A 24902-nucleotide genomic window follows, 5' to 3' on the forward strand; every position below is an offset into this window, starting at 1 on the left:
GCCTAGCGGTCATGCCCGGGATTTTGGCGTGCAAGTTTGCGCATCAGACCGGGCCAGACAAGATTATCACCCATTCCCTGCGTGAATGCTCCTGCCGCCTGCCCCGCGACCGTATCTGCCATTTCTTGCGACTCTTCATGCAACGCCTCTGTTCCGGCCGCTTGTGCAAGGATCTGCGTTTTGCATGCATTCTCCAAAAAATACATTCGTAGAAAAGCAATTGCACAATTGGGGCCCACGGTAAGAGTACCGTGATTGCGCAACATCAGCAGGCTTTTATCACCGATGTCGGCGACAATGCGCGACCGCTCGTCCAAATTAAGGGCGATGCCTTCGTAGTCATGATAGGCGAGGTCATTGGTGACTGTCATCGCAAACTGGGTGTAGCGGCGCAGACCACCGGTCTGGACAGACACAGCAACGCCATAGGGCGTGTGAACGTGGATCACGCAGCCCGCATCGTGACGCGCAGTATGGATGGCGCTGTGGATGGTAAAGCCCGCTGGATTTATAAAATACGGCGTATCCGAACAAATATTGCCCTCAAGGTCGATCTTGACCAGCGCAGAAGCGGTCATTTCGTCGAACATCAAGCCATAAGGATTGATCAAGAAACGCTCTTCGCCGTTCTCGTCTGGCAGACGGGCGGAGATGTGAGTGAAGACCAGATCGGTCCAACCATGGAGCGCACACAACCGGTATGTCGCTGCGAGCTCGCAGCGCAGATCCCACTCGACCTCGCTTACCATGTCTTTGACGCTGGGCAACCCAGCAGGATCAGGAATGGAAAAGCCACCTGTGCGCAGGGCTGATTGGGTATTCATTACAATCTCCGGTCTTGTGTGGAACTGGGACAACTGTGGGTCCGCATGTCGTGGTCTGTCAACGATGCTGTTGCAGCATGACGCGGCGTCGATCACGCAAATGTTTCTGCATAGCGGCACGAATTGGCGTAGGTGTGAGGTGTTGTTTTTATTTCGGAGCAAACCAATGCCGGTTCCTTCGCGCCGCCGCGTGCTAATGCTGTGTGCTGCATTTATGATCCCTCTGAGCCGCCTGCATGCAGCTACGGCGCGGGTGGCCGTCAACGATCAGGGTGTGGCGATTGATGGCTATGATACCACCGCTTACTGGCAGTCGGGCGCTGCCCAGCCTGGCATTTCGGCGCATGTGGCCGAATGGCGCGGCGCGCTTTGGCATTTCGCAACGGCGGCAGAGGCGGCGATGTTTGCCGCTGCCCCCGAACGCTTCGCGCCGCAGTTTGGCGGATTTTGCACAAGGGCAATGTCGTTCAGGAAGGTTGTGAACGCAGATCCACAAATCTGGAGGATTTATAACAATAAACTCTATCTTTTTGCGCAGCCGGTCGGCGGGGAAAAGTTTGACGGCGCCGAGGATGCAATGATCGAAAAGGCACAGGCTTACTGGGACACGCTGACCTGATTACCAATAGTTGTTTGCACGGATCCAGCGACCATCATCACAATAGTGAAAGGTCGGCACGAACGTGCAGCGGACTGCCCCACTGCACAATGGCTTCTCAGTAGATATAGCGGATTTGATCGGTCCAGTACCGCTCGACCCGCTTGAGCGATGCGGTAATCGTGATGACGCCCTCGGGCCCCAGTACCCCGCGATCTTCCAGCCCGCCTGCATGGCGCAAAAACAGATCAGCCACTACATCGCGGATTGATCGGCCGCTTTCCGTTAGGCGAACACGAACAGATCGGCGGTCGATTTCGCAACGCTGGTGGTGCATGTAACCCATATCGACCAGTTTTTTCAGATTATAGCTGACGTTACTGCCCTGATAATAACCCCTGCTTTTCAGCTCTCCCGCGGTGACCTCATTATCGCCGATGTTAAACAGAAGAAGCGCCTGCACGGCGTTGATCTCCAGCACGCCGACGCGCTCGAACTCGTCCTTGATTACGTCCAGCAACAACCGGTGCAGCCGCTCTACGAGAGAAAGCGCCTCTAGATATCCGGTCATAAATCCCTTTTCGGGCGGGGCTGCTTTTTCGACGGCCGGCAGGCCGATGGTATCCTGAATGCTCATACTACTCTCCGACTTGTAATAACTCCAAGGCAGAGATTGCATAAAAAAACAGAATATTTCGTTAAAAGCGAAAGTCCAAAATTATCCTTTGGATAGATGGACTTGAATATCCTTAATCAAATCAGAATAAGGGGCTTTTGGCGCAAATTGTCCACTAACCCACTGGTAAAGATCGTGATCGTTCTCGTCGAGCAGATCGTCATAGAGCGTCAGACCTTCATCATCCATCGCATCAAGGCTATCGGTGGCATAGGCGGAAAGGATCAGGTCCATCTCCTTGATCCCGCGCCGCATGGAGCGCATTGCGAGACGTTTGATGCGAACTTCGCGCGGCTCGCCTTCGGGGCGGTGGGGGCGTGGCATTTCAAACATCTGGTGTCTCCATGAGCATTGCGCGAAGTCGTTTTTCAAGTGCGGCAACATGTTTTGCGCTTTGGGTTAGCTCAACCCGCAGGCTGCGCATTTCACCAAGCAGATCGGCCGCATCAGCGGGCAATACACCCGCCGCAGCCTCCCCGTCCAGCCCCTCGCCTTCGCCGTTGATCAGCCACATCATAGAAACGTTGAGCAATCCCGCCAGAATGGCCAGACGGTTTGCCCGCGGCTCGGACATGTCGTCCTCCCAGCTGCGCAGGGTCGCCAGACGCACACCCAACCGCCGTGCAAGGACGGCCTGTGTCATTCCCGCCGCCGCACGTGCGGCGGCAACACGATCCCCGAAGGTCGCGGCATCAGGGCTGTACCAGTCGGTGTGGGCCGTGTTCTCGATTGTCTCGCTTGGATCGGTCATGTTCGTCTGCTCCTACGCGCCAAAGACGCTTGCAACTGCGGGGGGGCACCCCCTATGAGTGGATTTATTTATATATAGCGCAATGAGGCTGAAATGGAACTGCTCTCCCGTACACTGGCACGCGTCAAACCCTCCCCCACCATCGCGGTCACCACCAAGGCGCAAGAACTTAAGGCCGCCGGCCGTGATGTGATCGGTCTGGGCGCGGGTGAGCCGGATTTCGACACCCCCCAGAACATCAAAGACGCAGCAGTAGCTGCAATTGCATCAGGCAAAACAAAATATACTGCTGTAGACGGTATTCCCGAGCTGAAGCAGGCGATTTGCGCCAAGTTCAAGCGCGACAATGATCTGGACTACAAGCCCGCGCAAGTGAGTGTGTCGTCGGGCGGAAAACAGGTTTTGTACAACGCGCTGATTGCCACGATGAACCCCGGCGAAGAAGTGATCATTCCGGCACCCTATTGGGTGAGCTATCCCGATATGGTGCTGCTGGCCGGCGGCACGCCCGTGATTGTGGAGTGTCAGCTTGAGCAGAGCTTCAAGATGACACCGGAGCAGTTGGAGGCAGCAATCACGCCCAACACCAAGTGGCTCATTTTTAACTCTCCCTCCAACCCGACGGGTGCAGGATATACATGGGACGAGCTGAGGGCGCTTACGGATGTATTGATGCGTCATCCCCATGTCTGGGTAATGACTGATGATATGTACGAGCATCTGGCCTATGACGATTTCAAGTTCTGTACGCCCGCGCAGGTAGAGCCACAGCTTTATGACCGGACGCTGACAGTGAACGGCGTGTCCAAAGCCTATGCCATGACCGGCTGGCGCATCGGCTATGCGGCGGGCCCGGAAAAGCTGATCGGAGCAATGCGCAAGGTTCAGTCACAATCAACATCAAACCCCTGCTCCATCAGCCAATATGCAGCCGTAGAAGCGCTGAACGGCACACAGGATTACATCGCTCCGCATAACGAGCTGTTTGTGCGCCGCCGCAATCTGGTGGTCAAAGCGCTCAATGCAATTGACGGGGTTATTTGTCCTGTGCCCGAAGGGGCATTCTATGTGTATCCGTCAATTGCGGGTCTGATCGGCAAAACGAGTGCGGCAGGCACTTTGATTGAGAATGACGAAGTCTTTGCAACGGCGTTGTTGGAGGAGACAGGAGTCGCAGTGGTGTTCGGCTCGGCCTTCGGGCTCAGCCCCAACTTCCGCATCAGCTATGCCACCTCGGACGAGAACCTGACCGAGGCCTGCAAGCGGATTACGGATTTCTGCGCGCAGCTTCGCTAAGTTTGGCACTTTTACATACGTGAAATCAGTGGCCCGGGGTTAAGGAACACCGCGGGCCATTGCTCAGTCTCCGGCACCGATAAGGGAGGGGCTGTAGACTTTCCCACTGTGCGCCCCGCGCTTTTTGCGGTATCTGGCGTCCAAATCAAATTTTGGGATGAACCTTATGGCCGATAAGCTGCCCGACTATTACTTTCGTGTGCGCGAGAATGGTGCCTTTGTGTTCCGCCTTGATACCGAAAACCGGCAGCGCCGCATCGAGATGGACCAGATTGCAGTGGTCAACATGCGTAACGGCGAGATCAAGGTACACGGCGAACGGAGCCTGTCGGAAGACGACATCGAGGCCATCAAGACTTGGATGGAAGGGCGTGCAAAAACGCTGGCCCACCGCGAGATCGACGATATTTTCCGCGCCATTGATTATCTTAACAACACCGCCCACTGGGCCCAGTCAAAGGCAACAGATGCCCAGCTTGAGGCGGTAACCGACGAGCTACTGCTGGCAATGCACGATCTGCGCAGCACGCTTGTGCGAAAAAAGGCGGACCGTCTGACCAGAGGCTAAGCGGGACGCGGTTTCCCCGCGCTGAGCCGCGGCAGGACAGTGCGCCAGAACCGTAAACTGAGCAGGATCGCAGCAACACCCAGCCCAATGCCGAGTCCGCCCCAGACGCCGATCCCCTCCAGTCCGAAGGTAAAGCCAAGGACATAGGACATCGGAACGCCGATCATCCAATAACTGATGCCTGCATAGATCATCGGCACCCGCGTATCATGAACCCCGCGCAGCACGCCGAGGGCAATCACCTGCGTGCCGTCAACCAGCTGGAACAGCCCTGCCATAAACAAAACACCGACGCCGATGCGCAGTATTTCCACCTTCGCGGGCTCGTCCTCGAGAATGAAAATTCCAATCAGGAAGTCGGGGAAAAGAAAGAAGCACGCTACGGTCACAAACGAGAACAACAGCGACATGGCAGTAAGTACTTTTGCCCCGCGTGCCAGATGCGGTGCGTCCCTACGCCCGTAGGCGTTGCCGGCGCGCACGGTGCCTGCATTGCTCAGCCCCAAATGCACCATGAAAGTGAGTGATGCCAACTGTACAGCCACTCCGTGCGCGGCCAGTGCGACGGTGCCCAGCCAGCCCATCATGACGGCCGAAGCGGCAAAAAGGCCAACCTCGCTCAGCAAAGTGACAGAGATCGGCCAGCCAAGGCGAAATACACGTCGCAACATATCCCAATCCGCCCCCCAGAGACGGCGGAACAGGTCGTGCTGCGGCAAAACAGCTCGCACATAAAATACCACCCCGACCAGCGATATAGCCTGTGTCGTCACCGAGGCGATCGCAGCTCCTTTTACGCCCAGCTCAGGAGCGCCCCAGTTGCCGAAAATCAACGCGTAATTCACCAGTGCATTACAAATCGCCGCCAGCACAGTGATCCAAAGCACCACCTGTGTACGCTCAAGCGCGGCAAGATAGCTTTTTAGGACCATCACGAACAATGCTGGCAAAATACCCCAGCCTGCAACCGCCAGATATTCTGCGCCCAGTGTCACAACCGCTTCTTCCTGCCCCATAAGACGCAGGATCGGGGCAGCATTGAGCATCAGCGGCAGGGCGAGCATGCCAAATCCAAAACTCAACCAAAGACCCATGCGCGTGGCACGCCGGATCGACGTCTCGTCCTTGGCAGCGTGAAACGACGCAACCATCGGCATAACGGCCGAGGCAAAGCCGGATCCGCAAATAAACAACACAAAAAAGAACGTCGAGGCCAGCGTAACAGCAGCAAGTGCCTCGACGCCGTACCAACCCAGCATGACCGTATCGGTGACGCCAATAGCCATTTGCGCCAGATGGCCGCCAATAAGGGGCAGCCCGAGTACGGCGATAGCACGGATGTGGGCGGGAGTGGTCATATTTTTCAGCATGAGGCCTGTCTAGGACTAAAGCAGGGACAGCGAAAGCCGCGAAATTGTACCAATGATGTTGCGTCATTATTGCATGGATAGAGTGTGCAAAAGCGATTGCCTGTCCTAGGCTGGGCCAAACACATGGGGGAGTGACGACAATGCCTGAAGATTGGACCGAGACGGTCGAGCTCAACGGGGAGGCTTTTTTTGTGCGCCATTGGGGCGACAAAAATGCACCGAAAATCCTGATGCTGCATGGTTTCCCGGAGTATTCCGGAGGTTGGAATGATCTTGCTCCGCTGCTGGCAGAGCAATTTCACTGCATCGCCCCGGACCAGCGCGGATACGGAAAAAGCTGGCGGCCAGCAGCGCCCGAGCTTTATAAAACTGCGCTATTGGTGTCGGATCTGGTGGCGCTGATCGGCGCGGAGCCGCTGATTGTACTGGGGCACGACTGGGGCGCGTCGGTGGCCTATGCTTTGACCATCGGACGGCCTGATCTTGTGTCCAAACTAATTATTCTAAACGGCGTACATCCCGCCCCCTTCCAGCGCGAACTGGCCAAGGGCGGGCCGCAGACAGATGCCTCCCAATACATACATTTTCTGCGGCGCGAGGGATCGGAGAATATTCTGGCAGCAAATGATTTTGAAAAGCTGACAGGATTTTTCTCGGCTGATATGGATATGGACTGGCTGCGGGGAGATACGCTGGCGGGGTATAAAGAGGCGTGGCGCGATGCTTCCGGCCTGCGGGGAATGATAAATTGGTATCGCGCCTCACCCCTCAAAATCGGTCAGGCAGGCGAGGCCATTGACGGACTAACCTTCGATCCTGCCCGCCTCGCGGTTCCGTGCCCCCATCTGTTGGTCTGGGGGACGCAAGATACAGCGCTGATCCCTGAATCGACGGCAGGACTGGAAGAATACGCCCCCGATCTGACACGGGTGGAGATTGAACAGGCCGATCACTGGCTGCACCACCAAAAGCCACGCGAAGTTGCGGACGCAATCCTGAGCTGGATAGAGGGATAGAGGGATAGAGGGATAGAATGACTTGGGGGCTTGCCACTCCAAAGTGCAATGCCCCCAAATCATGTTTGCCACGCTCCTGAAGCCAGTTGCCGAAATCATGAAACTTCAAAGAACCTATCGGCTTAGTGATTTCTTTGATTATAGTTGCCTATCACAGCGGCAGTGAGAAGACGGATTACAGTCCAAAGAGAAACTATAAGCTTGACACCGAAGCCAGATACCGACGCCCCTACACCGCAAAAGACAACACCATCATACAAAAGCCGCGCACCATCGAGGGTGCCCCTTATGTGATCGACGGCGATACAATCGTAATCAAGAAAACACAAATTCGTCTGTTCGGCATCGATGCTCCGGAAATTAACCATCCACATGGCAAAAATGCGAAGTGGGCGATGGTTGCCCTGTGCAAAGGCCAGACAATCCGGGCGCAGGTTTCCGATCAGGACGCGCATGGTCGAACAGTTGCACGCTGCTATCTGCCAGACGGGCGAGACCTTTCGGCCGAAATGGTAAAGCAGGGGATGGCCATAGACTGGCCCAAGTTTTCAGGCGGAATATATAGAGAGATGGAACTTCCGGATGTGCGGAAAAAGCTCTGGCTTGCAGATGCGCGGCAAAAAGGAAAAATGCATGTCTGGGAGAAATTCGACGCAAGGCAGAAAGCCGGTTCCGCACGCCGCTAAGCGATCATGCCTGTCATTTCCGCGGACGTGTAAACACCATCTTTTGCTCGTGTAGGTCGGCCTTTTCTCCGATCCACGCATAGGCGAGCAACGCAGGCTCTCGGTCGCCCACGGTGATGCGGTGCAGGTGATCGGGTGGATTGAAGATCATGGAGCCGGGCACATAAACGCCTTGATGATTCTCGGACACGGCACCCGAGAGGCAGACATAGCTTTCGGTGATGCCTTTGTGGGCATGCGCGGGATACGTACAACCGGGCGCAAAAAGCACAACACCGAGAATAATCTCGTCACTCACCACAGGGCCGTTCATGCCCGCAAGCTCGGCATAAGCATAACTATTGGTTAACCCTTTTGGCACTTTCTCATAACCGTATTGCCAGCTGAGATGGCTGTCGAGCGCATCAAGGGCGCGCACCACAGGGGCAAGAGTGCCACTGCGGCCTTCATCAAGGGCGCGGCGCAAATGGGCGGTCACGGGTTTGACCGCACGCGGCTGAAGGCTGACGGTCGCGTTTTTCTTGAGCAAGCGACTGATCGCCTCGCGCACTTTGCGCTGGTGACTGCGGATCCGGTCACTGCCGCCTGCGGGCAGATAGCGGTAAAGCTCGTCGTATTCCTGCAACAGATAGCGCCAGTCAGGCAGATCTTGCAAAGTCGGGTCGCTGGTCGGGGTATTCATCGCACCACTCCGTATTATCAAGGCCGCAGTAGCGCGAGAAGTGGGGCCGGAAAAGGGAAAATACATACTGATCGGTGCCTGTATTGCCAATTGCCTGTTGATTAAGCGCCGAGGGAGATTGCCCCGCACCGCGCAGCCTGTCAAAATGGCCCCAATCAAAACCAACAGCAGCAGGCTTATCCCATGTCCGATCTTCTCTCCGGCAACACGCCAAAGCCGTCAGAATACGATGCGTCATCGATTCAGGTGCTGGAGGATATGGAACACGTACGCCTGCGGCCGGGCATGTATATCGGCGGCAAGGACGATCGCGCTCTTCACCACATGGTGGCCGAGATCATCGATAACTCAATGGACGAAGCCGTGGCGGGCCATGCTACGTGGATCGAGCTCGAGCTGCTTGCCAACGGGCATGTGACCGTGCGCGATAACGGGCGCGGTATCCCGATTGATCCGCACCCCAAAGACCCCAGTAAATCCGCGCTGGAGATTATTTTTTGCACGCTGAACGCGGGCGGAAAATTCTCGGGCGACAACTACGAGACATCGGGCGGCCTGAACGGCGTTGGCTCATCGGTAGTCAACGCGCTGAGCGATCATTTGCGGGTCGAAGTCGCGCGCAACCGAGAGCTGTTTGCGATGGAATTCTCACGCGGTGTGCCGCAGGGAAAGCTCGAGAAGATCGGCGCGGCGCCAAACCGCCGGGGCACCGCAGTGACATTCCATCCCGACCCCGAGATTTTCGGCAATCTGCAACTGCGCCCCTCGCGGCTTTTCTCCATGGCGCGTTCAAAAGCGTTCTTGTTCTCGGGCGTTGAGATCCGCTGGAAATCGGCGCTGCCAGACGGCGACACACCGATGGAGGCGACGTTCCATTTCCCAGGCGGTTTATCGGATTATCTCAACGAAGTTTTGAAGTCCTCCTCGACATATGCCCAAGTTCCTTTTGGCGGCACCGTGGATTTCAAGGAAAAGTTCGGCCAGCCCGGCAAAGTGAACTGGGCGATCAACTGGACCCCCTCCCGCGACGGCTTCATCCAGTCCTATTGCAACACCGTTCCCACGCCCGAGGGCGGCACCCATGAGGCGGGATTCTGGGCGGCGATCCTCAAGGGGATCAAAGCCTACGGTGAGTTGATATCAAACAAGAAGGCCCAGACTATTACCCGCGAGGATCTGATCACCGGCGGCTGCGCGCTGGTATCGTGCTTTATCCGCGAGCCGGAATTTGTAGGCCAGACCAAAGACCGTCTGGCAACAGTAGACGCCCAGAGGATGGTGGAAAACGCCGTGCGTGACCACTTTGACAACTGGCTGGCGGCGGATACAAAATCGGCGGGAGCGATCCTTGATTTTCTGGTTCTGCGTGCAGAAGAGCGGCTTAAACGCCGGCAGGAAAAAGAGACAGCCCGTAAATCTGCTACCAAAAAATTGCGGCTGCCCGGCAAGCTGACCGATTGTACCTCCAAAACGCGCGAGGGCACCGAGTTGTTTATCGTCGAGGGGGATTCGGCGGGCGGCTCCGGAAAGGGAGCGCGCAACCGCGTCAATCAGGCGCTTTTGCCTTTGAAGGGAAAGATCCTCAACGTGCTCGGCGCGGCCTCCAGCAAGCTGCACACCAACTCCGAGATTAACGACCTGTGTGAGGCCTTAGGCGTCGGCATGGGCAGCAAATTCAACCTCGACGATCTGCGCTATGACAAGATCATCATTATGACGGATGCGGATGTGGACGGCGCGCATATCGCGGCGCTGCTGATGACATTCTTCTATACGCAAATGCGCCCCATGATTGACGCAGGCCACCTGTATCTGGCCTGCCCGCCCCTCTACCGCCTGACCCAAGGCGCGCGGCGCGTCTATGTGGCCGATGATGCGGAGAAAGACGCGCTGATGGAAAAGGGCCTCGGCGGTAAGGGCAAGATCGACGTGCAGCGGTTCAAGGGTCTGGGCGAAATGGATGCGAAGGATTTGAAGGAGACGACCATGGACCCCGCCACCCGCAAGCTCATCAAGGTGAACGTGCAGGAGGATGTCGCGGGCGAGACCGCCGATCTGGTGGAGCGTTTGATGGGAAAAAAGCCGGAGCTGCGGTTCCAGTATATTCAGGAGAACGCGCGGTTTGTGGAGGAGCTGGATGTTTGATTAGGTATAGGCTTATTGATGAAACCAAGAACGACAGGCTGGGTAAATGTGCTAGGAAGCTGTCATCTGCTCATCGTGCCACTGACGCTTTTCTCAAGGCATTAAATACCCTAGAAGCCATTGAAGCCCTTGCTGTACATAATGAGCTAGTACGTCCTGCTTTAGACTTTGTGCTTATAACTTACGTATCGGCCTTTAATTCCAGTGACCAAAGTCAGGATGGTGTGACCTATTTTGACGCAAGAAAAGTATTTTCAACTCAATCAAGATTAGCTTTCCATAAGATGTTAGTTTCCTATCGAAACAAGGAGATAGCCCATCTCACTAATTATTCTGTCAAGCAATCATTAATACTGGATACAAAGCGTCTTGAAGTGGTTGTTACTGGTACTTTAGAGCGTCCTATTTTTGCAAATGCGTTTCAACCAAATTCGGACGCTTGGAAAGAACTCTACCAACATATTTTAATCGCAAGAACATTTTCATTAGCGGAAATAGATAACTTGCAGGCAAGCATAAAAAAGATATTTATGGCACTTCCCCCTCAGGCAGTTTATGACTTAGCTATTGATCGGAATTGCGCAAATTTATCCACGATAGCTGAAAAGCGCGGCATTAAGATCAATGAGATTGATCACAGCAATAAGTGTGAAATGAAGCAATATGCAGACTTTATGGGGTGGCTCTCGAAAGAGCACCCGTATTTATTCTAGCTAGTTATCAAATTTTTTTGACTTTCTTAGAGCCTCATTTAGTGCGGCGTGAGCCAAGCTATTAGTTAGTAGGCCGCGAAAGGCGAGTGGGCGCTGAAAAGACCTACCTCTTTTCTCTTGCCCTCCCCCGCCCCAATCCCCCTAATACCCCCATGCGCCTCCTCCTCATCGCCCTCCTCTTCCTCACCGCCTGTGGCCGTCCGCTCACCGACGCAGAACGGGCGTTTGCGTATGACATCCACGGCCCCACACTTAACTACAGCAGTGTGCGCTTGCATGACGGGGCGCCCACCCGCGCCGTTACGTTCCGCCGCAAGCCGCGCCCGCGCACGACCTGCCGCGAGCTGATCTTTCCTGCGCATACGGAGGAGAAGGTCATCACCTCCAAGCCCGCCGCCGTGGCGCTGTTCAATACTGTTCTCTTCGATAAGGACTGGTATCTCGACGATTACCTACCCGATTACCCTGACCGGATCGGGCTGATTGCCGCCATGTTGCTCAGCCATGAATTGACGCACGTCTGGCAGTGGCAGAACCGGAAACTGACCGGATATTCCCCGCTCAAGGCAGCGTTTGAGCACGGGGCCAGTGACGACCCCTATCTGTTTGAATTGGAAGACCGCCGGTTTCTGGATTTTGCCTATGAGCAGCAAGGTTCAATTGTGGAGGAATTTGTGTGTTGTCGTGCATTGCAGCCACAGGGCGCACGCACAAAGCGCCTGCACGGCCTTATTTCACAGGTTATGCCGGTATCGGCCCTACCGCAAAGCCCGGCCTATGATGTGACCCTGCCGTGGGATGGTGTGGATCTGGACCTGATTTGCAAGTGATCGCCATGTCTACAGCCCATTAAAGCGCGGGAATAGTGTGATTGCGGCCCTCACCCTTGCGCAAGAGTTTCGATCAGCGCCCAAGTATCTGCGCCGACGTCGACGGGATCCATCACCTGCTTGTTTCGGCCCGGCATGCGCGCAGCTTCGTCCTGCCCGATGTGGGCCGCCAGTTCTTGTACCTTTTCACCGAAATCATGGCTGACCGACGGGTCTATGATGAGGTAATATTGTCCCAGATCATGGGGCGTGCCAGTGGCCGCTTTGAGCGGTTTAACATCCCGCGACAGGACCGAGCCGGTCATGGCGGCGGCCAGCACTTCCGCCATCAGGCCAAAGCCCCAGCCCTTGGGGCCGCCCACCGAGACGAGCGAGCCCGCGATCGCAGCCTCCGGGTCTGTGGTGGGGTTGCCTTGCGCGTCGAGCGCCCAGCCTTCGGGGATCTGCTCCCCCGCGGCCTTGGCCATTGTGATCTTCCCCAGTGCTACAGTGGTAGTGGATTGATCGAACTGCATTGCGATGCCGCCTGCCCCGTCGGGTACGGAAAACGCGATGGGATTGGTGCCGATGGCGCGGGTTTTACCGCCCGGTGCGGCAACAATGGGCGAAGCGTTCGTAAAACCGATGCCAATCATGCCCGCGAGCGCAATCTGTTCTGTGAAATAGCCAAGCGAGGTACAGGTATGGGCGTGGGCAACCGACAGCGATGCCACACCCGAGCGCCGCGCGGCATCCAGCGCCACGGGCAACGCATGCGCAAAAGCAGGCTGGGAAAAGCCGAAGCCAGCATCGACCTGCACCGCACCACTACGCGGTGTACTGACCTGCGGCGTCACGGTACCAGACACGCGCCCCGAGCGTAGCTGCTGGCAGTAGCTCTCGACATAGTAAAGACCGCAGATTTTATTACCGATGCTTTCAGCTTTGCGCACAGCACGGGCGACCTCGGCGGCGGCAAAGGGGGCTGCACCGTGCAAGTGCAACGCACGACGAACCGTTTGCTCGATCTCATCGAGAGGAATTTGCGGCATGGGTCAGACTCCGGTTTCGGGACATGCCTTCGACAGACCAGCCTTGTGCAGGCAGGTCAAGACACAAGGCCCTAGACGGGGACAAGCACGCCTTTGTCGAGCCGGATCTGCCGGTCCATACGGGCGGCCAGTTCAAGGTTGTGTGTGGCAATCAGCGCGGACAGGCCAGTGCTGCGGACCAATGCCATCAGAGCTGCAAAAACCGTCTCCGAGGTAGCAGGATCAAGGTTGCCCGTCGGCTCGTCCGCGAGCAGAAGTTTGGGTCCATTTGCAAGGGCACGGCAAAAGGCTACGCGCTGCTGTTCGCCGCCCGACAACTCCGCAGGGCGGTGTGCGGCGCGCGCAGCTACGCCGACCTGTGTGAGCAGCGCCATCGCACGCTCCTGAGCCGCGCCGCGGGCAACGCCATTGGCAAGCTGTGGCAGTATGATGTTCTCCGCGGCAGAAAATTCGGGGAGCAGATGATGGAACTGGTAGATGAACCCCACATCATTGCGGCGCACCGAAGTGCGGATAGCATCACGTTGTCCGGTCAGGTCTGTGCCGTCTATTTCAACCGTACCAGCATCGGGCGTATCAAGTAGACCTGCGATGTGGAGCAGCGTGGACTTACCCGCACCCGAAGGCGCGACAAGGGCCACGACCTCGCCCCGCCCGATTGTGAGATCAATACCCCCCAATACCTTTACCTCGTTGGGCTTTCCTGTGTTGTAACCTTTGGTGATGCCCGACAGGCGCAAAACAGGATTACTCATAACGCAGCGCCTCTACAGGGTTCATGCGGGCGGCACGGCGCGCAGGGAAAATAGTAACGACAAACGACAGGCCAAGCGACAGAGCCACAGCGGACAAGACATCACCCAGTTCCAGTTTCGCTGGTAAAAAGTAAATCCCCCTGATCGACGGATCCCACGCATTACCGCCAGAAAGCCAGTTCACGAGCCCGAAAATCTGGTCCACATAAACCGCAAAAAGGCAGCCGAAGATCACGCCCATGGCTGTCCCGATCAGTCCTGTGAACGATCCACAGATAAAGAATATCCGCAGGATCGACCCTTCTGAAAGACCCATGGTGCGCAGGATACCGATATCGCGACCCTTGTTTTTGACCAGCATAATCAGGCCGGAGACTATGTTCATCGCTGCGATCAGTACCAGAATGGACAGAATTACGAACATTACATTGTCCTCGATGTCCAATGCGTTGAGAAATCCGGATGATGCCTCACGCCAGGTCCAGATCAGCGCGGTCTCGCCAGCGGCCGCAAGGATGCTTGCGCTGATATTATCCACGTTGTCGGGGTCCTGCACCATCACTTCCAACTCGCTCACGGCGTCTTCGGAGTTGAAGTAACTCTGTGCCTCCGCCAAAGGCAGATAAGCGCGCGTACGATCAATATCATAGCGGCCCGCAGTGAAGATGTATGTGACCTCATACCCGTTTATGCGCGGACTGGTGCCAAAGGCGGTCTTCACGCCGTCGGGTGAAATCAGGCGGATAGTGTCGCCCACCTCCGCCCCCAGCGTGCGCGCAATGCCAGAACCAATGGCGATGCCTTCACCGAAGCGGGCAATATCACCATCGAACGCTTGAGGATCTGCGATACGCGGGATTGTGGCGAGGTTCTCCTTGGAGATGCCATAGACCTCCATACCCGCGTTGTTGCCCTGAAATGTCGCCATCACCTGACCGCGCACAATAGGCGCTACGCGGGTAACACCCTCGACGGCAGCGACCAAATCTGCCCGTGCGTCATAGTCTCGGATGCTGCGATCCACCCGGCCGTTAGGCTGGACCACACCCATTTCGTAGACGGTGACATGAGCGTTTGCACCAAGGATAGTATCGACAAACTCCGCGCGAAATCCGGAGCGTACCGCCAGCGTGGCAACCAGTGCAAAAACCGCCAATGTGATACCGATAAGGCTGATCCAAGTCATCGTACTTACCCCGCCTTCGGAGCGGCGCGCCCGCAGGTAGCGCCATGCGATCATCCATTCAAACGGAGCAAAGGGGGGGGTATTAGAGGCCATGTTCGTCCTGACTGCACGATTTTTTCGCACCGTGGGGGTTTACGGGTTGGCGGTCAAGCCGGCGATGCGTGCTCAGGCGCGCACGCGCCGCCGGAACGGCATCCGAAGCAGGCCAAACAGCAGGCTAATCGCCAGACTCCCCAACATAAAACCGACCCCCGCAAAGGTGAGGCCGGCAAAGTTTACGGGAACAGCCGGTCGATAGGCCTGCCATGCGGCACGCGCAATTTCGCGATCTGTAAAGCGGGCGCCGTTATAGGCGCGCATAAATGGCCCCTGCCCCTGCAACACAACCAGATCGCGGCTCAACGTCTCGTAACGGATGATCGAGCGGGTCATATCCGCCCGACGGCGCTCCAGAAAGGGAGTGCCCTGCATCTGCGTCAGCGCCTCGCTCCGCGTCAGATCGGAGGCTGTCGCAGACCCATCGAAATCCGCGACCACCTCGCCGAGCGCATCAACAGCCCCGCCCAGACGCTGCATATATTGTTGCGAGAACTCCGGGAACTGGGAGGTCGCCGCCGCACCGGCAAGGCCGCCTGCAAAAACGATACTGCGCAAAATCATCTGTTCACCGCTCTGGCCGAAATCCCTGTGATCACAATGCCTAGTCTGACAACATTCCAAGATCAAGGCAGGCCCTGACCCTACTTGGGCATAAGACGAAGAAGCCTGCCATCGGAATTGTCGAGCACGAGGATTGCTCCGTCACGGTCGATCTCTACATCGCGCAGGCGAATCTCACCGTCCAAGAAGCGCTCCTCGCCGACAACGCGGTCACCCTCCATCACCAGCCGCACCAGCCCCCCGGGATTGAGCGAGGCGGCCAACACATCGCCCTGCCACCCTTCGAACATCGTGCCTTCATAGAAGGCAAAACCGCCGGGCGCGATGACCGGATCCCAGTAATATTGCGGCTCAGTGAAACCTTCGTGTCGCGCGGCCCCCGACCCGATGGCAGAGCCGTTGTAATTGACCCCGTAGCTGACCACCGGCCAGCCATAATTTTCACCTGCCGCGATCTTGTTGAGTTCGTCGCCACCCGCAGCACCATGCTCCAGCGTCCAGAGTGTGCCGTCGTCGGGCCGGATGTCAGCCCCTTGCACATTGCGGTGCCCAAGGCTCCAAACCTCGGTCCCGAAAGGGTTATTCGCTGCCGCGCCGCCCTCAAGCGTGACACGCACGACCTTTCCATAAGTCTTGTCAGTATCTTGGGCAAATTCGCGCTCGCGGGTCGAGAAGTGCTCACCCGTGGTAATAAAAAGGTAGTCCCCTTGCGGCACAACCCGCGCGCCATAGTGCATTGCGTTCGGCGATGGCGGCGATTGCACAAAGACATCGCGCACATCGTTCAGCGCAGTGCCGTCCACGCTCAGAACAGCCCGCGCGGCCGCTGTAGCCGACATGCCATTCTCGAGCGGCTTGGCGTAAGTGAGAAAAATTACGCGGCTGGTAGCGAAATCCTCAGAAAGCGCGACATCAAGAAGCCCGCCCTGCCGCTCCGCGAGGACTTGGGGCACACCTGTGATCGGCGCGCCGACCTGACCGTCCATGACCAGACGCAGCGCGCCCGACCGCTCGGTCACCAGATACCCGCCCCCCGGCAAAACCTCGACGCCCCAAGGCGTTTCCAGCCCGTCGGCAACCACCTCGATTTCGAGTTCAATACCGCTGGCCAAGGTAGGGGCGCGGGTCTGGGTGGGCCATGCAGGGGTAAATTGGGGGGCATTCTTATCGCCCTGCTCCACGCCTTGGCCGCTGGCTGCAGTGCCAATGACCGTCGCCGCAACGAATGTGGTCAGATATTTCATCACCAATCCTCCTGATCTCACAGGTAAAATGGCACAAAAGGAGCGCAGGTCCAGCCCGCGCTCCTTTCATCGGTCAAATTCCGCGAACGGTCAGACCTTTATAGATTTGGGCAATGCGTTCCACGGCCTGCTCAGGGGCCATCTCCTCGCTCTCGCCCGTACGGCGCGAGGTCAATTCAACCACACCATTCTTGAGGCCACGTGGGCCCACCGTGATACGCCATGGTAGCCCGATCAGATCCATGGTGGCGAATTTGCCGCCTGCGCGCTCGTTGCGGTCGTCATAAAGCGGCTCGAGGCCCAGCGCGGTAAGGCTGTTATACAGTGCCTCACAAGCGCCATCCGCCTCGTCGTCCCCCTGCTTGAGATTGACAATACCGCAATGGAAAGGCGTGACGCCTTCGGGCCAGATGATGCCTTTGTCGTCATGGCTTGCCTCGATGATCGCGCCGAGCAAACGGGAGACACCAATGCCGTGACTGCCCATATGCACAGGCACAACCTTGCCGTCCGGCCCCTGCACCGTGGCACCCATAGCTTCGGAGTATTTGGTGCCAAAGTAGAAGATCTGACCAACTTCAATGCCACGTGCGGTACGGCGGCGTTCTTCGGGGACGTCGTTGAACAAGGCCTCGTCGTGCGTTTCGTCGGTGCGCGCGTATTTGGTGGTAAACTCCTCCATGACAGCGGCGCATTCGGCGTGATTGTCGTAGTCAATCGTGCGGTCGCCAAACTTCAAATCGGTGACAGCACTGTCATAGAACACCTCCGACTCGCCCGTTTCCGCCAGAACCAGAAACTCGTGCGTATCCTCGCCCCCGATCGGACCGGAATCCGCACGCATGGGGATCGCCTGAAGCCCCATCCGCTCATAGGTACGCAAATAGCTAACCAGATGGCGGTTATACGCATGAAGCGCATCCTCTTTGGTCAGATCAAAGTTGTAGCCGTCTTTCATAAAGAATTCGCGGCCCCGCATGACACCAAAGCGCGGCCGCATCTCGTCGCGGAACTTCCACTGGATGTGATAGAGCGTCAGCGGCAGATCTTTGTAGCTTCCTACATGGCTGCGGAATATGTCCGTGATCATTTCCTCGTTGGTGGGACCATACAACATATCACGGCCCTGACGGTCGGTGATGCGCAGCATCTCCTCGCCATAGTCATCATACCGTCCGCTTTCGCGCCACAGGTCCGCAGGTTGTAGCGTCGGCATCAGCATGGGAACATGGCCCGCGCGCATCTGCTCCTCGTGCACGATATTCTCAAGCTTGCGCAGAACCTTGAAACCCAGCGGTAGCCACGAATAAATCCCCGCAGCGTTCTGCTTGATCATCCCTGCACGCAGCATGTAGCGGTGGCTGACAATCTGCGCCTCGGACGGAGTTTCTTTCAACACAGGCAGGAAATAACGGCTTAAACGCATGACGGCGCTCCTCTTGAATTTCCCCGCTTGCCTATGTCAAAGCCCCGCCCGACACAATCACCAAGATATGCACAGCTAGATTTCCGTCCTGATCCTTTCGGTCGTAAAAATCTGCAGAGCCCGAGGGCCTAGCTACTCGCCCCGTCCTGCACCACAGCGCGCTGCACCAGATTGAGGGCGACCTGCGTTGCCTTGCCCATGTCCTGAACGGATATCCATTCAAGCGGCCCGTGAATTTCCTGCATACCGGTAAAAATGTTGGGGCATGGCAGCCCCATTTCCGTGAGGCGCAAGCCGTCGGTGCCGCCGCGGATCGGGACCGAGACAGGTTCGATACCGGCCTCGCGCACGGCGGCATGGGCCAGATGCACGGGCGTCATGTCATTCTCGAGCCAATAGCGCATGTTGCGGTATTGCGGTGTGATCTCGCAGGTGATCTGCGCGCGCGTTTCGGTCAGCCCGACCGCTTCGCAGACCTTGCGCAGTATTTCACCTTTTTGTGCCAGACCCTCTCGCTCGAAATCGCGGATGATAAACCCGATACGCGTCTGTGCCGCGCCGCCGGTGATGTCGGTGGCATGGATAAAACCTTCGACGCCGCTCGTGGTCTCGGGGGTCATGGTGGTCTGGGGCAAAGTCTCGATAATTCGCGCGGCAAGGTGCATAGCATTCACCAGCTTGTCTTTGGCCCAGCCTGGGTGGATCGACACCCCCGTAACCGTAACAATGCCCCGATCAGCCGAGAAAGTCTCGTGCTCGACCTCGCCCGGTTTGGAGCCATCGAAAGTATAGGCAAAATCACAGGCCATATCTGCGGGCAGCTGTGGATCAACACCACGTCCGATTTCCTCGTCCGGCGTAAACGCAAGGCGCAGCTTGGCGTGGGGAATAGAAGGATTATCCAGCAGATGGCGCGCAGTGGTCATAATGATCGCCACCCCTGCCTTATCGTCGCCTCCGAGCAAGGTTGTACCTGATGCGGTAATCAGATCATGGCCCACACACGCCGCCAGATGCGGTGAAATATCGGGGCCAAGGCGGCGCTCGGGTGCATCTGGAAAAGAAATATCGCCCCCGTTATATCCCGTGATCAGGCGCGGTTTGACACCGGTTGCGTTGAACTGGGGCGCGGTGTCCACATGTGCGCAGAGCCCCATCACCGGTCCCTCTGCTGTGGCAGGGATTGTAGCCAGCACAACGCCATAGTCCGTCAGTTGCACCTCTGCGGCTCCCATCTCCTCCAGCTCTGCCAGCAGCATCCGGCTCAGGTCGAGCTGACATTCGGTCGAGGGTTGTATCGGGCTGTTCTCGTCGGACTGGGTATCAACAGCGGCATAGCGCATCAGGCGGGTTTGCAACTCGGTATCGAAGGGGGTGCGCATCTGGTCAGGCTCCTGTGTGGCGTTGCCCCATTCGCAACCCCCTCCGCAGAAGTGTCAAGGCGCTGTGCCCTCCTCGACCACGAAGAGCTGTCCCAAAAGAGACGCCCGCGCAATTGCTTGCGCCGTCGTCTCTACATCCAGTGCATCGCGCGCGCCGCGCAAGTGTTTCTCAACCGTCGCCACAGACAGACCCGTAAGCACGGCCACATCCTGCATCGACTTACCGTCCGCGATCCATTCAAGCATTTCGCGCTGGCGCGGACGCAAGGGGTTGCGTTTGCTGGGCAGCGGCATGCGGGTGATATTGAGGTGGGCAGCAATGCACATGGCCTCGATCGCCTCGCCGTGCACTACCCACAGCGCATCCATCTGCCCTTGGGACCAATCGCGCCGCCCCATCATCCCAAGCCCCCCTTTGAGGCGCGTGGTGTCGGACGGAAAGCTGAGCAAATATCCTGCCGGTTGCCCTACAGCTTCCATCTCTTGAAGAAATTTGATTTCCTCGTCAGGCAGCCGCCCCGCCGCAGCCTCAGTCACAAACCATCCCCACGACACAACGCCGTCATTTTGCGCCATCCACCTGTAATGCGGTGATCGCCGGTAAAGACCCGTTTCAATGTAGTCGGTGAAATCCTGCGTGCCGAGCGTCGACAGAAACAGGATATCCTGTAGATCCCCCAGCGACATGCCATAGCGTGAGCGGGTCAGCCCGTAGCGCACACCTGTGATCCCGAAAAAGCCCAACCCCTCCAACAAAAGCGCCCAGACTTCGCCATATGAAGTGCCTTTCAGGATGCGCGCGGTCTGGTGCATCAACATCTGCACGTCAGGCGTGGCCAGCGTCTCACGCGTTTTTGCGCCGATTGTCCTGCCCATAGGTGATCCTGCTGCCTGTCAATACGCCAGCCTAGAACCCCCCGCAGCCAACTGTCCATCCCTGTCTACGGCAAAACCGATGCCACCCCTTGAAAACACTGGTCCCATGGGCGATGTGTGAAGCAACACGCAGGAGTGAAACCTATGGCATTGCCGATCCGCGAGCAGATAAAATACTGGGGCGTTGCCACAGCCATCTTTTTGGTTGTTTTGTGGTTCATGGGGGACGTGCTTTTGCCGTTCATCCTCGGGAGTGCGGTTGCCTATTTCCTGGATCCCGTCGCCGATAAACTTGAGCGAATGGGATTGACCCGCGCGATGTCTACCGCAGTCATTACAGTTATCGCCCTTCTGGTGTTTGTCATTATGGCGCTTCTGGTCGTGCCCACACTGGTGTCGCAGGCGGTCAACCTGTTCGAGATCGCACCCGATCTGACCAAACGCCTGAGCGCATCATTTACCGAGCGGTTCCCCTCCCTGCTCGAGGATGGCTCGACGCTGCAAAGCTCGATCAATTCACTGGGAACGATGGTCAAGGAACGCGGCGGCGAATTGCTCAATACGGCCCTCAGCTCTGCTGCGGGGATCATCAACATTATCATGCTTTTTGTGATCGTCCCCGTGGTGGCTGTTTATATGTTGCTCGACTGGGACCGGATGATCGCACATATCGATGCTCTGCTGCCGCGCGATCATGCGCCTGTGGTGCGTGGCCTTGCCCGGGACATCGACAAAACGCTGGCCTCTTTTATTCGCGGCATGGGCACGGTGTGCCTGATCCTCGGGACATATTACGCGATTGCGCTGATGCTGGTGGGATTGCAGTTCGGGCTGGTGGTTGGGTTCATCGCCGGTCTGGTGACATTCATTCCCTACCTTGGCGCATTGATCGGCGGGGCGCTGGCAATGGGTCTGGCATTGTTCCAGTTCTGGGGGGACTGGGTGTCAATCGGGCTGGTTGCGGGAATATTCGTGATCGGTCAGGTGATCGAGGGCAATGTCCTAACGCCCAAACTGGTCGGTAATTCCGTTGGGTTACACCCTGTATGGCTGATCCTGTCGCTGTCTGTCTTCGGATCGTTGTTCGGGTTCGTCGGTATGCTGGTCGCTGTACCGGTCGCAGCGGCCTTGGGGGTTATTGCGCGTTTCGCGGTCGGGCAATACCGCGACAGTCTGCTGTATCGCGGCACAGAGCAACCTGTTCAGGTGCTCGATAAAAAGTCACAGTAGCATGGCAGTACAGCTTGGATTTGATTTGCCCGTGCGCACTGCACGGGGGCGGGACGATTTTCTCGTCGCCCCCTCGAACGCAATGGCAGTCGCAATGATCGAAAACTGGCGCAACTGGAGCGGCGCCAAAATGGTGCTGACCGGTCCAGCAGGAGCGGGCAAGACACATCTTACCTATGTCTGGGCAGAATCGGCGGGCGCGCAGATTATCGCGGCATGCGATTTGAACAGCAACGATGTTCCGGCCCTCGCCCGTGGCCCGGTGGCAGTCGAGGACGTGCCTGCGATCGCACATAACGCCGATGCCCAAACCGCCCTTTTTCACCTGCACAACATGGTACTCGCCGAAGGACATCCGCTTTTGCTCACAGGCACCGGCGCGGTTGCGCAATGGGGCCTTGCACTGCCTGATCTGATCAGCCGCCTTCAGGGTGCGTTGGAGGCGTCGATTGACGCACCTGATGATGCGCTTTTGTCGGCCGTACTGGTTAAGCTTTTTGCCGACCGGCAACTGATGCCGCCACCCGATCTGGTCCCCTATTTACTGAACAGGATGGACAGATCTTTTGCCGCTGCAAATGCAGTTGTCGCGGCACTCGACCGGACCAGTCTGGCCCTCAAGCGTCCCATAACTCGGGCACTGGCGGGGCAAGTGCTGGACAAGGGGATCGCGCGCACGCAATAGTTGGGGCGAACCCGCTCTTTTTGCCGCATGTTCTTAAAACCGTTACATTCAGTCTGGATAAGCACGCTCATGTCTGATGCCGATTTTCTCACCGCGCCCTATGATTCCCCTGTGGATTTGCCCGATCTGGACCTTGCAGGACCTGGCCGTTTCCAAAACCGCGAACTCAGCTGGCTGGGGTTTAACTGGCGGGTGGTCGAAGAGGCCGAGAACCCGCGTGTGCCCCTTCTGGAGCGCCTCAGATTCCTGTCCATCTCAGCCGATAATCTGGATGAGTTCTACACCGTGCGCGTGGCAGGCCTGCGCGAGCTGGCGCATGCGGGCAATACAACCCCTGCCGCAGACGGCCTGACACCCGCAGAACAACTGGTGCTGATCAATCAAGAAGCACGTGCGCTGATGCTGCGCCAGCAATCGGTACTGGTTGACCTTCTGCGCGAGCTGGACGAGCAGAACATCATGCTTGAAGGGCCTGCCGATCTAAGCGCAGAGGACATAGAGGCGCTTGAGGACATCTTCCTCAATCAGGTGTTTGCTGTGTTGTCACCGCTGGCGATTGATCCTGCTCATCCCTTCCCGTTTTTGCCAAATACCGGCTTTGCCCTTGCGCTACAGCTTGAGCGTGTGCGCGATAAAAAACCGCTGCAGGCGTTGTTGCCCATCCCTGCCCAGATCGACCGGTTTGTCTCACTGCCCGCGCAGGACGGCTGCAAACGGTTTTTACCGCTTGAAGATTTGCTGGTCCTCAAGATTCCAGACCTCTTTCCAGGGTACAAGCTTAAGGCCCATTTCGATTTCCGTATCCTGCGCGACAGCGATCTGGAGGTTGAGGAAGAAGCCGAAGACCTGGTGCGCGAGTTCGAGGTCGCACTCAAGCGCCGCCGCCGCGGTGGCGTCGTGCGTATGACCCATTCAGCCGGCGCACCTGCAAAATTGTTGGCCACAATCATGGATGAGCTGGGAACAAAGCCCGAGGATGTGATCGAAATCGACGGGATGATCGGCATTGATGATTTGTCCCAGTTGGTGGGCGATGACCGCCTTGATCTATTGTGGCCTATCTTCACCCCGCGCATTCCAGAGCGGGTGACCGACCATGACGGTGATATGTTCAAAGCAATCCGTTCGAAAGATATGTTGCTGCATCACCCCTACGAGACCTTCGATATGGTGGTGCGGTTCTTGCAACAGGCCGCCCGCGATCCGCAGGTGGTGGCAATAAAGCAAACTCTTTACCGCACGTCCCGCGACAGCCCCATCGTCGAGGCATTGTGCGAGGCGGCGGAGGACGGCAAATCCGTAACCGCCTTGGTCGAGCTCAAAGCGCGGTTCGACGAGGCGGCAAATATCCGTCAATCGCGCCGTCTGGAACGTGCGGGTGCGCATGTGGTCTACGGTTTTATTGACCTCAAAACCCACGCGAAGATCAGCTCAGTTGTGCGCCGCGAAGGCAACGAACTGGTCACCTACACCCATTATGGCACAGGCAATTACCACCCCATCACTGCGCGGATTTATACCGATCTAAGCCTGTTTACCTGCGATAAAAAGCTGGGGCGCGATGCAACAAAAGTGTTCAATTACCTGTCCGGCTATGCCCAGCCTGAACATCTGGATAACCTTGCAATATCGCCTACGACATTGAAACCGCGCCTGCTGGCGATGATCGCAGCCGAGGCGGATCACGCGCGCGCGGGTAAACCTGCCGTGATCTGGGCCAAGATGAACAGCATTGTTGATGATGAAGTAATTGACGCGCTTTATGCCGCCTCGAACGCCGGGGTACAGATCAGCCTTGTGATCAGAGGGATTTGTGCACTACGTCCCGGCATTAAGGGATTGTCAGAAAATATTCGCGTAAAATCAATAATCGGGCGCTTTCTAGAGCATAGCCGCATCGTGTGTTTTGGAAATGGCTACGGCCTGCCGCATAAAAAGGCGCGGGTTTTTATGTCGTCCGCCGACTGGATGGGCCGTAACCTCAACCGCCGTGTCGAGACATTGGTCGAAATCGAAAACGCCACCGTACAAGCGCAAATCACCAGCCAGATCATGGCGGCCAACCTTGCCGATGTCGCACAAAGCTGGGTCATGGCGCCTGATGGCACATTCACCCGCCCGCCCCTGCCGGATGGGCAGTTTGCGTTCAGTTGTCACCGGTTTTTTATGGAAAACCCGTCGCTTTCGGGCCGTGGGACGGCCGGGGCATCGGATGTGCCAAAGCTCACACATACCGAAGACTAAGCCTGCGCACCTGTTGCATTGCATCAGG

At 57.2% G+C, this 24902-nt stretch carries 25 protein-coding genes; 11 read left to right on the plus strand and 14 right to left on the minus strand.

The features are described 5' to 3' along the window. Positions 1 to 2: 2 nt before the first annotated feature. Entirely contained in the window at positions 3 to 824 is an 822-nt protein-coding gene (locus tag C8N30_RS17675; RefSeq protein WP_025061459.1) for a class II aldolase/adducin family protein, read from the minus strand. A 166-nt stretch (positions 825 to 990) separates the two neighbouring features. Here C8N30_RS17675 and C8N30_RS17680 point away from each other — a divergent pair, with 166 nt between their 5' ends. Further along, a complete protein-coding gene (locus C8N30_RS17680) occupies positions 991 to 1443 on the plus strand; it encodes a YHS domain-containing (seleno)protein (RefSeq protein ID WP_025061458.1) in 453 nt (150 codons plus the stop codon). A 97-nt stretch (positions 1444 to 1540) separates the two neighbouring features. On the opposite strand, the gene C8N30_RS17685 is transcribed toward C8N30_RS17680, so the two are convergent. From C8N30_RS17685 to C8N30_RS17695, 3 genes are all read right to left on the minus strand, one after another. Next, positions 1541 to 2059 carry a MarR family winged helix-turn-helix transcriptional regulator gene (locus C8N30_RS17685; RefSeq protein WP_025061457.1) on the minus strand — a complete coding sequence of 173 codons (519 nt, stop codon included), beginning with the start codon at positions 2057 to 2059 and terminating at the stop codon, positions 1541 to 1543. An 81-nt stretch (positions 2060 to 2140) separates the two neighbouring features. After that, complete coding sequence (locus C8N30_RS17690; RefSeq protein WP_025061456.1) at positions 2141 to 2431, minus strand: succinate dehydrogenase assembly factor 2; 291 nt, start codon at positions 2429 to 2431, stop codon at positions 2141 to 2143. Next, positions 2424 to 2849 (minus strand): helix-turn-helix domain-containing protein, encoded by a 426-nt coding sequence (locus C8N30_RS17695; protein ID WP_051567118.1) that lies wholly within the window; start codon positions 2847 to 2849, stop codon positions 2424 to 2426. Before C8N30_RS17695 ends, C8N30_RS17690 begins: the two co-directional genes overlap by 8 nt. 93 nt (positions 2850 to 2942) lie before the next feature. On the opposite strand from C8N30_RS17695, the gene C8N30_RS17700 reads away from it, so the two are divergent. Next, complete coding sequence (locus tag C8N30_RS17700) at positions 2943 to 4145, plus strand: pyridoxal phosphate-dependent aminotransferase (protein WP_025061454.1); 1203 nt, start codon at positions 2943 to 2945, stop codon at positions 4143 to 4145. Positions 4146 to 4311: 166 nt separating this feature from the next. Further along, positions 4312 to 4713 carry a hypothetical protein gene (locus tag C8N30_RS17705; protein WP_025061453.1) on the plus strand — a complete coding sequence of 134 codons (402 nt, stop codon included), beginning with the start codon at positions 4312 to 4314 and terminating at the stop codon, positions 4711 to 4713. Here the strand turns inward: C8N30_RS17705 and C8N30_RS17710 are convergent. Then, positions 4710 to 6071, minus strand: a complete 1362-nt coding sequence (locus tag C8N30_RS17710) for an MATE family efflux transporter (protein ID WP_232222787.1) — start codon at positions 6069 to 6071, stop codon at positions 4710 to 4712. The two genes, C8N30_RS17705 and C8N30_RS17710, sit on opposite strands and share 4 nt — an antisense overlap. Before the next feature lie 152 nt (positions 6072 to 6223). Here C8N30_RS17710 and C8N30_RS17715 point away from each other — a divergent pair, with 152 nt between their 5' ends. After that, positions 6224 to 7099, plus strand: coding sequence for an alpha/beta fold hydrolase (locus C8N30_RS17715; protein ID WP_025061451.1), 876 nt, complete (start codon positions 6224 to 6226; stop codon positions 7097 to 7099). A gap of 125 nt (positions 7100 to 7224) precedes the next feature. Next, on the plus strand, positions 7225 to 7785 hold the full coding sequence (locus tag C8N30_RS19755; protein WP_232222786.1) for a thermonuclease family protein: 561 nt from the start codon (positions 7225 to 7227) through the stop codon (positions 7783 to 7785). A gap of 13 nt (positions 7786 to 7798) precedes the next feature. Here the strand turns inward: C8N30_RS19755 and C8N30_RS17725 are convergent, their stop codons facing one another. Next, a complete protein-coding gene (locus C8N30_RS17725) occupies positions 7799 to 8467 on the minus strand; it encodes a dimethylsulfonioproprionate lyase family protein (RefSeq protein WP_025061449.1) in 669 nt (222 codons plus the stop codon). Positions 8468 to 8650: 183 nt separating this feature from the next. On the opposite strand from C8N30_RS17725, the gene C8N30_RS17730 reads away from it, so the two are divergent. The 3 genes from C8N30_RS17730 (at position 8651) to C8N30_RS17740 (ending at position 12155) form a co-directional block, all read left to right on the plus strand. Next, positions 8651 to 10612 (plus strand): DNA gyrase/topoisomerase IV subunit B, encoded by a 1962-nt coding sequence (locus tag C8N30_RS17730; protein ID WP_025061448.1) that lies wholly within the window; start codon positions 8651 to 8653, stop codon positions 10610 to 10612. After that, entirely contained in the window at positions 10609 to 11325 is a 717-nt protein-coding gene (locus C8N30_RS17735; protein ID WP_025061447.1) for a hypothetical protein, read from the plus strand. The genes C8N30_RS17730 and C8N30_RS17735 overlap by 4 nt, the downstream gene beginning before the upstream one ends. Positions 11326 to 11477: 152 nt before the next feature. Further along, positions 11478 to 12155: a hypothetical protein gene (locus tag C8N30_RS17740; protein ID WP_025061446.1), complete on the plus strand. Its 678-nt coding sequence runs from the start codon at positions 11478 to 11480 to the stop codon at positions 12153 to 12155. 50 nt (positions 12156 to 12205) lie between these two features. Here C8N30_RS17740 and C8N30_RS17745 read toward each other — a convergent pair whose 3' ends face one another. From C8N30_RS17745 to C8N30_RS17780, 8 genes are all read right to left on the minus strand, one after another. Then, positions 12206 to 13186 carry an Ldh family oxidoreductase gene (locus C8N30_RS17745; RefSeq protein WP_025061445.1) on the minus strand — a complete coding sequence of 327 codons (981 nt, stop codon included), beginning with the start codon at positions 13184 to 13186 and terminating at the stop codon, positions 12206 to 12208. Between the two features lie 71 nt (positions 13187 to 13257). Then, positions 13258 to 13941 (minus strand): ABC transporter ATP-binding protein, encoded by a 684-nt coding sequence (locus C8N30_RS17750; protein ID WP_025061444.1) that lies wholly within the window; start codon positions 13939 to 13941, stop codon positions 13258 to 13260. Further along, on the minus strand, positions 13934 to 15220 hold the full coding sequence (locus tag C8N30_RS17755; RefSeq protein ID WP_025061443.1) for a lipoprotein-releasing ABC transporter permease subunit: 1287 nt from the start codon (positions 15218 to 15220) through the stop codon (positions 13934 to 13936). Before C8N30_RS17755 ends, C8N30_RS17750 begins: the two co-directional genes overlap by 8 nt. Before the next feature lie 72 nt (positions 15221 to 15292). Further along, complete coding sequence (locus C8N30_RS17760) at positions 15293 to 15787, minus strand: DUF2937 family protein (protein ID WP_037967810.1); 495 nt, start codon at positions 15785 to 15787, stop codon at positions 15293 to 15295. 80 nt (positions 15788 to 15867) lie between these two features. Continuing rightward, complete coding sequence (locus tag C8N30_RS17765; RefSeq protein WP_025061442.1) at positions 15868 to 17031, minus strand: PQQ-dependent sugar dehydrogenase; 1164 nt, start codon at positions 17029 to 17031, stop codon at positions 15868 to 15870. A 73-nt stretch (positions 17032 to 17104) separates the two neighbouring features. Then, entirely contained in the window at positions 17105 to 18457 is a 1353-nt protein-coding gene (gene proS, locus C8N30_RS17770; RefSeq protein ID WP_025061441.1) for a proline--tRNA ligase, read from the minus strand. A gap of 128 nt (positions 18458 to 18585) precedes the next feature. Next, the gene (gene pepT, locus C8N30_RS17775; RefSeq protein ID WP_025061440.1) at positions 18586 to 19839 is read right to left on the minus strand and encodes a peptidase T; all 1254 of its coding nucleotides are present in this window, start codon (positions 19837 to 19839) and stop codon (positions 18586 to 18588) included. A 54-nt stretch (positions 19840 to 19893) separates the two neighbouring features. Continuing rightward, entirely contained in the window at positions 19894 to 20715 is an 822-nt protein-coding gene (locus tag C8N30_RS17780; protein WP_051567116.1) for a helix-turn-helix transcriptional regulator, read from the minus strand. A 144-nt stretch (positions 20716 to 20859) separates the two neighbouring features. On the opposite strand from C8N30_RS17780, the gene C8N30_RS17785 reads away from it, so the two are divergent. From C8N30_RS17785 to C8N30_RS17795, 3 genes are all read left to right on the plus strand, one after another. Beyond that, the gene (locus C8N30_RS17785; protein ID WP_025061438.1) at positions 20860 to 21945 is read left to right on the plus strand and encodes an AI-2E family transporter; all 1086 of its coding nucleotides are present in this window, start codon (positions 20860 to 20862) and stop codon (positions 21943 to 21945) included. A gap of 1 nt (position 21946) precedes the next feature. Then, positions 21947 to 22630, plus strand: coding sequence for a P-loop NTPase family protein (locus tag C8N30_RS17790; RefSeq protein ID WP_025061437.1), 684 nt, complete (start codon positions 21947 to 21949; stop codon positions 22628 to 22630). A 69-nt stretch (positions 22631 to 22699) separates the two neighbouring features. After that, a complete protein-coding gene (locus tag C8N30_RS17795; RefSeq protein WP_025061436.1) occupies positions 22700 to 24874 on the plus strand; it encodes an RNA degradosome polyphosphate kinase in 2175 nt (724 codons plus the stop codon). Positions 24875 to 24902 lie beyond the last annotated feature (28 nt).

Source organism: Sulfitobacter guttiformis (assembly GCF_003610455.1).
Lineage (GTDB): Bacteria > Pseudomonadota > Alphaproteobacteria > Rhodobacterales > Rhodobacteraceae > Sulfitobacter > Sulfitobacter guttiformis.

Bases quoted from the DNA above. Each gene is read 5' to 3' on its own strand.
- C8N30_RS17730 (WP_025061448.1), top strand. From the start codon at position 8,651: ATGTCCGATCTTCTCTCCGGCAACACGCCAAAGCCGTCAGAATACGAT.
- C8N30_RS17785 (WP_025061438.1), top strand. From the start codon at position 20,860: ATGGCATTGCCGATCCGCGAGCAGATAAAATACTGGGGCGTTGCCACA.
- C8N30_RS17765 (WP_025061442.1), bottom strand. From the start codon at position 17,031: ATGAAATATCTGACCACATTCGTTGCGGCGACGGTCATTGGCACTGCA.
- C8N30_RS17700 (WP_025061454.1), top strand. From the start codon at position 2,943: ATGGAACTGCTCTCCCGTACACTGGCACGCGTCAAACCCTCCCCCACC.
- C8N30_RS17795 (WP_025061436.1), top strand. From the start codon at position 22,700: ATGTCTGATGCCGATTTTCTCACCGCGCCCTATGATTCCCCTGTGGAT.
- pepT (WP_025061440.1), bottom strand. From the start codon at position 19,839: ATGCGCACCCCCTTCGATACCGAGTTGCAAACCCGCCTGATGCGCTAT.
- C8N30_RS17675 (WP_025061459.1), bottom strand. From the start codon at position 824: ATGAATACCCAATCAGCCCTGCGCACAGGTGGCTTTTCCATTCCTGAT.
- C8N30_RS17685 (WP_025061457.1), bottom strand. From the start codon at position 2,059: ATGAGCATTCAGGATACCATCGGCCTGCCGGCCGTCGAAAAAGCAGCC.
- C8N30_RS17780 (WP_051567116.1), bottom strand. From the start codon at position 20,715: ATGGGCAGGACAATCGGCGCAAAAACGCGTGAGACGCTGGCCACGCCT.
- C8N30_RS17690 (WP_025061456.1), bottom strand. From the start codon at position 2,431: ATGTTTGAAATGCCACGCCCCCACCGCCCCGAAGGCGAGCCGCGCGAA.
- C8N30_RS17725 (WP_025061449.1), bottom strand. From the start codon at position 8,467: ATGAATACCCCGACCAGCGACCCGACTTTGCAAGATCTGCCTGACTGG.
- proS (WP_025061441.1), bottom strand. From the start codon at position 18,457: ATGCGTTTAAGCCGTTATTTCCTGCCTGTGTTGAAAGAAACTCCGTCC.
- C8N30_RS17710 (WP_232222787.1), bottom strand. From the start codon at position 6,071: ATGACCACTCCCGCCCACATCCGTGCTATCGCCGTACTCGGGCTGCCC.
- C8N30_RS17680 (WP_025061458.1), top strand. From the start codon at position 991: ATGCCGGTTCCTTCGCGCCGCCGCGTGCTAATGCTGTGTGCTGCATTT.
- C8N30_RS17760 (WP_037967810.1), bottom strand. From the start codon at position 15,787: ATGATTTTGCGCAGTATCGTTTTTGCAGGCGGCCTTGCCGGTGCGGCG.
- C8N30_RS17755 (WP_025061443.1), bottom strand. From the start codon at position 15,220: ATGGCCTCTAATACCCCCCCCTTTGCTCCGTTTGAATGGATGATCGCA.
- C8N30_RS17740 (WP_025061446.1), top strand. From the start codon at position 11,478: ATGCGCCTCCTCCTCATCGCCCTCCTCTTCCTCACCGCCTGTGGCCGT.
- C8N30_RS17745 (WP_025061445.1), bottom strand. From the start codon at position 13,186: ATGCCGCAAATTCCTCTCGATGAGATCGAGCAAACGGTTCGTCGTGCG.
- C8N30_RS17715 (WP_025061451.1), top strand. From the start codon at position 6,224: ATGCCTGAAGATTGGACCGAGACGGTCGAGCTCAACGGGGAGGCTTTT.
- C8N30_RS17790 (WP_025061437.1), top strand. From the start codon at position 21,947: ATGGCAGTACAGCTTGGATTTGATTTGCCCGTGCGCACTGCACGGGGG.
- C8N30_RS17705 (WP_025061453.1), top strand. From the start codon at position 4,312: ATGGCCGATAAGCTGCCCGACTATTACTTTCGTGTGCGCGAGAATGGT.
- C8N30_RS17750 (WP_025061444.1), bottom strand. From the start codon at position 13,941: ATGAGTAATCCTGTTTTGCGCCTGTCGGGCATCACCAAAGGTTACAAC.
- C8N30_RS17695 (WP_051567118.1), bottom strand. From the start codon at position 2,849: ATGACCGATCCAAGCGAGACAATCGAGAACACGGCCCACACCGACTGG.